This window comes from uncultured Veillonella sp., assembly GCF_934190855.1.
GTDB lineage: Bacteria > Bacillota > Negativicutes > Veillonellales > Veillonellaceae > Veillonella.
Genome location: NZ_CAKPTN010000065.1, coordinates 1 through 8,898 on the forward strand (window position 1 = coordinate 1; position 8,898 = coordinate 8,898).

Sequence of the window (8,898 nt, forward strand, 5' to 3'; positions counted from 1 at the left end):
ATATTGCCTTTTTTAAAGATCCACGTATTTTTACTATCTTTGCACATCTCATCAATTTGTTGCAAACGATAATCCTTTAAAGCCACGTCATAGTAATCATTAACAGAATCTATGCCGATAATTTGAGTTCCTTCTGCTTCAGATAAGAGGGACATAACGAGGTTAGCCCCTACAAATCCAGCGGCTCCTGTTACAAGGATTACCGTGTTGTTTAAGTCTACATTTTTTGAAAGCATATGTACTCCTTTCATAGTTCTGTTAATTATGAGCGTCTTACTTTACCTAAAACTTTATTAACACCAGAAGCAATAATAATACGCTCAGATGGAATGATACATAAAATAGCCACATATAAAACAATGCATAACAGCATACAAGCTATCGTCCACCACACCGCATCATATAGATGTAAAATACTATACGCTATAGCTCCAACTATCGATGCAGTAATGAGATATACACTAATATTAGATAGTATGCGGAAGGCACTCATATTGACGAATAGGGCCAAGAACAACATTGCTACAGCGAGCATTTCCATTCGTACTATAGAGCGAGCATACACAAAGGTAGTGAAATCATATTGAATACAAATATAAATAACTGGTATTAAAACAACTAAATGTAACACTTGAGTCCAGAACGACAGATTTGGTAGGCCTTTAGCACGGAATATTTCAGAAATTAGATTCGCTGTAACAGTCATTATAGCTGAGCTTAACGCCCAAGAACCTAATACGATACCCGCTAATTTCCATTGAGGCCCTAGTAAAACCTGAACAACAAAATCTTGGAATACAAACAAACCTACACCTATAGGCACTAAGAATAAGGCCATATAACGTTGGAAGGTAAAAAATGTATTAGAAAAAGCTTGTTGATCATGCTGTACTCGACTTAAAGCCGCAAATAAGACCGGTGCCAAGGATGAAGTTGCCATAGCCATAACAGTCGTTACAATGGCCATAGGCAGCTTATAAATACCTAAATAGTACGCATCGAGAAATCGACTGATAATAAAGGTATCTACCCATGCAGTAAGCCAAATAGAAAATGCTTCAGCCAATGACCATGCACTATAGCTAAACATGTTCATAAAGACTCGACCACTAAAGAATAAATGAATTTGATTTCGTCTACTCTTTAATAGGGCCAAAGCAGTGAATAACTGAGCCCCTAGCATACCGGCAATCAAAGACCAGTAATCATACCCCATGAGTGCCATAGGTATAGATATCACAATAGGTGTCAAAATGGTTATAAGGCGAATATTTAATAGAAACTTGAAATTAAAGTCCCTACGATATAAAGCCATTTGTACACTGCTAAAAGCAGATAGAGGTATCATTGCCCCCATCACGGCCAACGGTATGCCTAAACCATCATTACCTACTAGCACAGCTAGTTCATCACGACCAATTATAATGGCGCCCCATAAGAGCAAAGAAAGCACTAAATTGGCAATAAAGGCCACATCTGTGGCCTCTTGCTTTTCTTGGTCACTTTCAAACTCATGCTGTACAAGAAACTTTTGAAATCCCGCATCAGCAAGCATTTCTGCAAAAGAGATAACCATCATAATTGTTGCCAATATACCAAACGCCGTCGGCGCAAGCATATGGGCCAATATTATATTTGTAAGTGGTGTTATAAGCTTTGCTAAAACCTCTGTTATGACAGACCATTTAGCAGCAGCTACGATTTTAGTATCCATTATTTTTTATTGATATTCTTAATGCCTCTTAAGAATAATTCATGATGAGCTTCACATTCTAAATAGTTTTGTATCGCTAAATAACTTGTAGGCCCCAAAAGAAGTTGCATTAACTTACGGCCAAACAAAGCATTAATAGCACGTATAATAAAGGATCTACCTAAGAATTCACGTAAATAACGTTTTACATGAATATCAGCAAAAGCTTTATAGTTTGAGATTACAAAATGAGCATCCTTAATTTCTTCACTACGTTTTTTATAACCTGCTAATGTTTCTGCCGCTTCAGTTTCTGTAGCCAAGCGCGTACCATTATCAGTTTTACGAATAGGTAACTCAGATATAACAAAGCTATCTTTCGTAGCCTCTACATTAATCAACATTGCATCTTTTACAAAGTCTTGATGGTTTACATAGAAGTCAGAATTAAAAATAAAGTTGCCTTGACCATAAATGATAGATCCGCCATTATAATCTTCTCGAGAGCCTACACAGTGATTATGCTGGCAAATAATGAGGCTAGCCCCTCTATCGACAAACTTGCGGCAGTAACGTTGTAACATTGGTGATGGATAGCGATAGAATTCCTTACCACCGTGATATAAAACAATAACATGGTCACATTGTTCTTTTAATGCTGCTACTTCATCAAAGCTATCCAATACATCAAATGGATTCGCTCCCATAGAATGACAAGTAGCCATGGTAAACTCATTCTCTGTGCATAGATAGAAGCCTATACGTACACCATCTTTTTCAAAGATAAATGGCTTCTTTGCTTCCTTCAAATTAGCACCAGCTCCAGCATGAGCGATTTCATGTTGTTTTAACAAGTTTAACGTTGTTGTTAACCCTTCCACACCTTGGTCTAAGGAGTGATTGTTAGCTAATGTTAAGAAAATTGGTTCTAACGCTTTATAGCCGTGAACGGTCTTAGATGGGGCAATCAAATTATTACCAAATTTTACAATTGGTGTTTCTGCATCGGTAAGAGGAACTTCTAGATTGAAAACATTTAAGTCAGATTGCTTAAGAATTTCATATAGCTCTTTACCTACTAATGCTTCTCCGTTCCCCGCTTCAAATAAACTTTTATTGATATCCGTAGGAACTAAATCAGCTCCGATGTACAGTTTCAAGATGTAACCACTCCCCTAATTCATAATCTTTTGACATAGGACGAAACGTTTCTAATCCAGCACCAGGGAAGAATGTTAACTCTCCAATAAATAGGCGCCCCTTTATTTCGTAAAAATCAACACGTAAGAACGGACAATCCTTACTTAGCTCAGCTGTGAGACGTTTCATCTCTTCATAAGTAGCCGGCTTCGGAAACTCCGTAGATAATGGAGGATAATGACCAAAATGAATTCCCATTGGCTCCCAATTGATATCATAGAAGTTCATACGCGTTCCAGTCTTTGAAAAACGATCTGAACAGACTACAGTTAACTTTGGTTCGCCATGGAAGGAATACATCTTATAATCCAATAAATCATCACTGCCCAATTCAGAAATATATTCTTCTGCTATAATACGACGCGGTACATTTTGATAAGCCCATTCTCTGGCAATTTTAGAATAATCACGTTTTAATGATGCACGTAACTTCGCTTTAGCCGCTTCAAAGTCAAAGGATGATTTGTCTTTACAAATTGCGATGCCCCCACTATCATGAGTTGACTTCAATACAAATTGATTTGGCAATGCATCGATATCGATATCGTCCACAGAATCCCATACAGCAAGTGTAGGAATAATATATTGCTCCCCTACACGATCAGCAATAAAGCGTTTTGCTTCATGCTTATCAACCATAATAGTTTGAATAGGATTCCGGTAATTAATTTTCAGCCATTGTAATTTTTCACTGAAGGTTTTAGGATTTTCTAAATCTAAGGGATATCCCATATATTTAGGAAATATCTTCTTCAAAAACTCTTCATCAGATAAATTATCGTAATAACCTGATTTAATAAGAACTCGAGTACGATAGTAAGGTTTTGTCAAAAAGGACATGCCAACTTTACACAATTTGCTGAGCTTCATTTTTACGTCCCTTCCGGAGCATTTGCACCTCTAAATAAAACAACATCATATAAAAATAAGTACTCTTACTTTCATAAGACACCATGCCCATATCCATTACAATTTGTGAAAGGAATAGAATGAGCACCATTACATATTCATTACTGTGGAAATTACGATAGCGAATTAAGTTATATGCCACATACAGATACATGGAATAATACGCTAGTAAACCGATAATACCAGTACCGGCTAATAGCTCAATGTAGTTATTATGAAGGTAGTAGTTCTCCTTACCATATAAGAAGAATGTATATACAGACGGATTATTGACACCAACCCCAGTAATAGGAGATTGATAGAATAAATCCCAACCAATATCTACCAATGCCATACGAATAATAGTAGATGAGTCACCACCAGTGCCAGCAAAGGCTTCCACCATGCTAGACATACGATCTAACACTTCAGCGAACATCGGCAATTGCAACACAGCAACACCTACAATGGTAAGGCCGAGTAAAGAACCAATAATTTTAGCAATAGAATTAACTACATTGGCACTACGTAAGCTTTTAAAAACAAAGAGTAGTACTGTACCTGCTACAACAAACACAAGAGCCTTACGACTGCCTGTAGCAGCTAAGATACCTAATGTTGGTAATGCAATGATATGCCACCAACGAGGGCGATCATATAACATGTAATACAAGGTCATTACAATAGCATTAGCACCTAAAAGACCTACTGTATTCGCATTCAACGCATCATTGGCAATACGTGCCGACGATGATAAGACAGTAATGAAATAATCTAAACCGTAGAAATACACAGTGTAAAAACAAACTATATAGCCTGTCCACATACCAATCTTTAATAATGTATCCACCGATTTTTTATCTTGATAACACATGTACAAGATGATGAGCATAAAGAATATCTTAACAATATCGAAACTTCGACTCATAGCCACAGACGTATCTAAGGCATTGATTGTGCTCAGATAACAGGCCCCTATAAAGAGGAGCATATAACCATGCATCCAATTGAGCCGTAGCTTAATAACGCCCTGCTCTCTTATAAGATAAAAAATGATGAGCCCAAATAAGCATACAAATAATACATAGGCACCATAGTTCGCCTCGCCAAGGGCAAAGGAAATGGTCAACGACAACACTAAAAAGATTAGAGTTATGAACCATATCATGCGGTCAGCAAGAGCCGTTATATTTAACTTCAATGGTTCCCCTCCTTATAACTCATAAAACTTCTAACCAACGTTTTGCGATTTTCCATAATGGGAATTCATCGCGTACCTTAATGGCTTCTTGTGAAAGCTTAGCAGCTAGTGCTGGATCTTTTAAGATACTACGCATAGCTTCATACATGGCCTGTGTATCACCTACAGGCACAAGAATACCATTCTCTCCACTTTTGATTACCATACGAGCACCGCCTACAGGGCAATCAGTAACGACTGCAGGCAATCCCATGCCGAGTGCTTCTAGCATAGAGTTTGAAATACCTTCAAAATCAGAGGAAGACACGAACATGGAACAAGGCGCTACTTTTTCTAAAATATTACTAGCAAAGCCCGGTAATAAAATTCGATCCTCTAAATTAAGAGATTTAATTTGAGCTCGTAATTCATCTTCTAAAACACCTTGACCATAGATGACAAGTTTATACTCTGGAAACTCATCTGCTAACATGCTAAAAGCATTGATCATCATAGGTAAGTTTTTTTGAGGATGCAATCGACAGGCTGTAACAATTGTCTTTTCTCGCTCTCCCTCAATTGGCGGTGGCAATTTACCATTAATAGGATTTGGAATGATAACACCACGTTTTTGAACCGATTCTGGGAAATACGAACGAGCGTCTTCCGTTTGGAATACTAGTGCATCAGCAAATCGAAAGGCAAAATTACGCAATGCTTGTTGATGCCAACCAATTGGTACTTTGCGCGGATTATTGCGCTCAGAAAAAACGATGCGATTGTTTACGAACCAAGAACTAATAGCCAAGATAAAACTGGATGCAGACAAGAACGATAAGCATGTCGCATTGGGTCTAGTCTTTAAGATCTTGATTAGTTCTTTTATTTCTTGCATAAAACGAATGACTTTATTGGAGCTAGTAGTATGAATTTGGATTTGTTCAACCCCTTCCTCTAAAGCATATTCGTTACCATATCGATTAGGGCTTGTTTGGATAACCGTAATATGGTGACCATCATGTACCCATTGACGAGCTAACTCTGTTAAAATTCGTTCAGCCCCATCATTGCCAAGGGAGATAGTGACAATAATTATTTCCTTTTTCATAAGCCTTCCTCTTGGATATATTCTGCTAGTCTTACATAGGCTTGTGCCATTGATACCTTAGGCTGCCAACCTAAGGATTTTAACTTCTTAGAACTTAAGAACATGTGAACTGTTGGAGCATACCCGAGACCTTGCACATCTTCCGGAATATCAAAGATAACCTTACTCTTATCATTGCTTACATGAGTCGCTACCAAATGAGCGATACTAGCAATAGAACGAGTTTCTTCATCATGACATATATTGTATGCTTCTCCCGCTTCCCCCAATTTCATAAGGGTTAAGATACCTGTTAAAGCATCTGTAATATAGCAGTAATTAGACATGGAATCGCCCTTTGTATGAAGAACAATATCTTCATGCTTGAGAGCACTCTTAGTAAACTGCATGAACACGCGGTTATCAGAAACAGGAACACCTGGCCCAAAGGTTTGAGCTAGTCGAGCTATAACAGCAGGAACGCCATACTCCACTGCATAAGACTTGCAATAACATTCGCAGAGTCGTTTACTTTCAGAATAGGAACTACGTACGTTTAAGTGATCAAGATAACCTAACCGTTCCTCAGTCATCACTTGACCTGATTCATAAGGAACGCCATATTGTTCCATACTGGATAGGTAAACAAGTTTCTTTACCTTTTTATGACGACTTAGCTCAAGCATAGCCTCTGTACCATGAATTGAAGCACGAATTGTTTCTACTGGATGTTCTACAAAAAATTTAGATTGTGTTGGTGCCGCACCATGTAAGATATAGTCACATGGCGTATCGATAGAGTCTAATGAGCCATCAATAATAGTAAATGATTCATTATCTAAATACTCACCAAAAATAGTTTGTGCTTTATCATGGCTACGTACATGACCAAGCACTTTTAAATCCAAGCCATAAGCTTCATTAGCAAGTATGAGTAGTTTAATAAACATAGAGCCAATAAGCCCTGTTGCACCCGTTACAAGAACGCGTTGATGACGGAGGAAATCAAAGTACTTTTCTTCATGTACTAAAGCCGTTAACTCACGTTGGATCACGGAATTACTCATCTTCTAATCCTCCTAGTTCACGGTTTTTAATAATCCCCGTAAACATATAATAATCAGATGGTGTTGTAATTTTTATATTTTCAGTTTCCCCTAGTACAGGGTATAAAGTGTAACCATAATGCATCATCATCGATGCAGAATCAATGAAATCATGGATTCCATCGTCTTTTGCTCGATTATGAACAGATAAAATATCATCTAATCTAAAGCTCTGTGGAGCCTTAGCCATCAGACATTCATTGCGATTCAAAATACGATTAATGGAACCATCTTGTGTAACCATAATCGTTTCGATAGCTGGAGTAACCGTAATAGCAGAACCTTTAGATTCAACAGATTCAATATTTCGTTCAATAGTGGCACTATCTACAAGGGGACGAACGCCATCATGAATTAAAACCGTCACATCTTCATCTGGGAATAGACGCTTAGCCTCAACTAACCCATTATATTGGGAGCCAAGAGCGCTTTCACCGCCGGGTACAATGGACAAAACCTTTTGTAAATTTGCCTTTTCAATAAGTTGTTTTGTATGATCAATCCATTCGGCTTTGCAAGCTAGAACAATACCATCAATAGCCTCTGTTTGTTCAAAAACATCTAAGGTTTGAATTAAAATAGGTCTACCGTTCCATTCTAAAAATTGTTTCGGCGTCTTGCTGTTCTTCATACGAGCGCCTACGCCACCCGCAAAGATTACTGCTATTCGTTTCATAGGCCCTCCTTATGGTTGAGCTTTATTTTGGGCATAATGAATGCCTCTATATTTTTTGTAAGGCGCATGCAAATCAGCAAAGGCGGCATCGTGTTTTGCTACACGTTGCTCAACAGGTGGTAATTGCATATAATCGCCCCAAATGAGACGTAAATATCTCTCATACCCTTTCATAACAGGTATTTGATGTCCTTCAAAGTCTTTATAAACGACAGAAGCAAAATCCTCTTGAGGATGTCTAAGCTTCATGCCCTTTAAGCTACCGATTAACTCAGTACATTCCTTACTTGTGTTGAAATCATATTTAGTCATTTGCTTTTCCGCAAAACGCCAAATATGATAGCGCACGGACTGACTAGAAAAGACCTTATAAATACAGCCTGCTAAGGCACGATACATAGGTCCCTTATTATCCGGCAACCGTTGTGCATTAAAGAGTGCAAAGGTCATGGCCCACATTAATTGTAAAGCACGGCTGATTTTACCAGGTGCACAGCCATCAATAGGCATAATCTCTAAAGCCAAACCATGACAAATATCTTCGTGCATACTGTGACGATTAATAAACGTCGTGTTGTTATCACGAATAGAAGCACCTGCATCGTGATAAATATGGTGCCGATCCGTACGACAATAGGTGTAACGTTCTGTATCAGCATATTTGGGCCACAACTCTGCTAGCTTTTCATAGTCAGGACGAGGCATGAAGAGATCTAAGTCATCATCCCAAGGGATAAAACCATTATGACGTATAGCCCCAATGAGACCACCGCCACAAAGATAAAAGCGCAAATTATGTTTGTCGCAGAACTCTTTAAAGTACAGCAACATAGTAAGCTCTTTCTCTTGTATTTCCTTTGTCATAGATGTACTCATAGGGACCTCGCTTAACGTAATACAGCTAATACTGTATCAATCATCGTTTTTATATCTTGTAAAAAAGAAAATTCCTTAATACTCTTCAAATTCCAAGCCATCTTGCCTGGTAATACCTCATTAATGTAAACTTCATCTACATTTTGAGCATTTTGTAAAAGCTGATCTTCATCCTTATAGGCAATACTAGCT

At 38.0% G+C, this 8,898-nt stretch carries 9 protein-coding genes and 1 pseudogene; all 10 read right to left on the reverse strand.

The window, feature by feature from the left end; translation table 11 throughout:
* Positions 1 to 236: NAD-dependent epimerase/dehydratase family protein (locus Q0F90_RS05145; RefSeq protein WP_296003970.1), on the reverse strand; the 236-nt coding region annotated here is incomplete at its 3' end.
* A gap of 26 nt (positions 237 to 262) precedes the next feature.
* Positions 263 to 1,714 (reverse strand): lipopolysaccharide biosynthesis protein, encoded by a 1,452-nt coding sequence (locus Q0F90_RS05150; RefSeq protein ID WP_296003972.1) that lies wholly within the window; start codon positions 1,712 to 1,714, stop codon positions 263 to 265.
* Positions 1,714 to 2,853: a CapA family protein gene (locus Q0F90_RS05155; RefSeq protein ID WP_296003973.1), complete on the reverse strand. Its 1,140-nt coding sequence runs from the start codon at positions 2,851 to 2,853 to the stop codon at positions 1,714 to 1,716. Before Q0F90_RS05155 ends, Q0F90_RS05150 begins: the two co-directional genes overlap by 1 nt.
* The gene (locus tag Q0F90_RS05160) at positions 2,831 to 3,763 is read right to left on the reverse strand and encodes an ATP-grasp fold amidoligase family protein (RefSeq protein WP_296003974.1); all 933 of its coding nucleotides are present in this window, start codon (positions 3,761 to 3,763) and stop codon (positions 2,831 to 2,833) included. Before Q0F90_RS05160 ends, Q0F90_RS05155 begins: the two co-directional genes overlap by 23 nt.
* A complete protein-coding gene (locus Q0F90_RS05165) occupies positions 3,741 to 4,982 on the reverse strand; it encodes an O-antigen ligase (protein ID WP_296003975.1) in 1,242 nt (413 codons plus the stop codon). The genes Q0F90_RS05160 and Q0F90_RS05165 overlap by 23 nt, the downstream gene beginning before the upstream one ends.
* A 19-nt stretch (positions 4,983 to 5,001) precedes the next feature.
* Positions 5,002 to 6,069, reverse strand: coding sequence for a glycosyltransferase (locus Q0F90_RS05170; RefSeq protein WP_296003976.1), 1,068 nt, complete (start codon positions 6,067 to 6,069; stop codon positions 5,002 to 5,004).
* Positions 6,066 to 7,115, reverse strand: a complete 1,050-nt coding sequence (locus tag Q0F90_RS05175) for an NAD(P)-dependent oxidoreductase (protein ID WP_296003977.1) — start codon at positions 7,113 to 7,115, stop codon at positions 6,066 to 6,068. Before Q0F90_RS05175 ends, Q0F90_RS05170 begins: the two co-directional genes overlap by 4 nt.
* Entirely contained in the window at positions 7,108 to 7,830 is a 723-nt protein-coding gene (locus Q0F90_RS05180) for a 2-C-methyl-D-erythritol 4-phosphate cytidylyltransferase (RefSeq protein WP_296003978.1), read from the reverse strand. The genes Q0F90_RS05175 and Q0F90_RS05180 overlap by 8 nt, the downstream gene beginning before the upstream one ends.
* A 9-nt stretch (positions 7,831 to 7,839) precedes the next feature.
* Positions 7,840 to 8,706 carry a phosphorylcholine transferase LicD gene (locus tag Q0F90_RS05185; RefSeq protein ID WP_296003979.1) on the reverse strand — a complete coding sequence of 289 codons (867 nt, stop codon included), beginning with the start codon at positions 8,704 to 8,706 and terminating at the stop codon, positions 7,840 to 7,842.
* 11 nt (positions 8,707 to 8,717) lie between these two features.
* Positions 8,718 to 8,898, reverse strand: a pseudogene (locus tag Q0F90_RS05190) (sugar transferase); the annotation flags it as partial.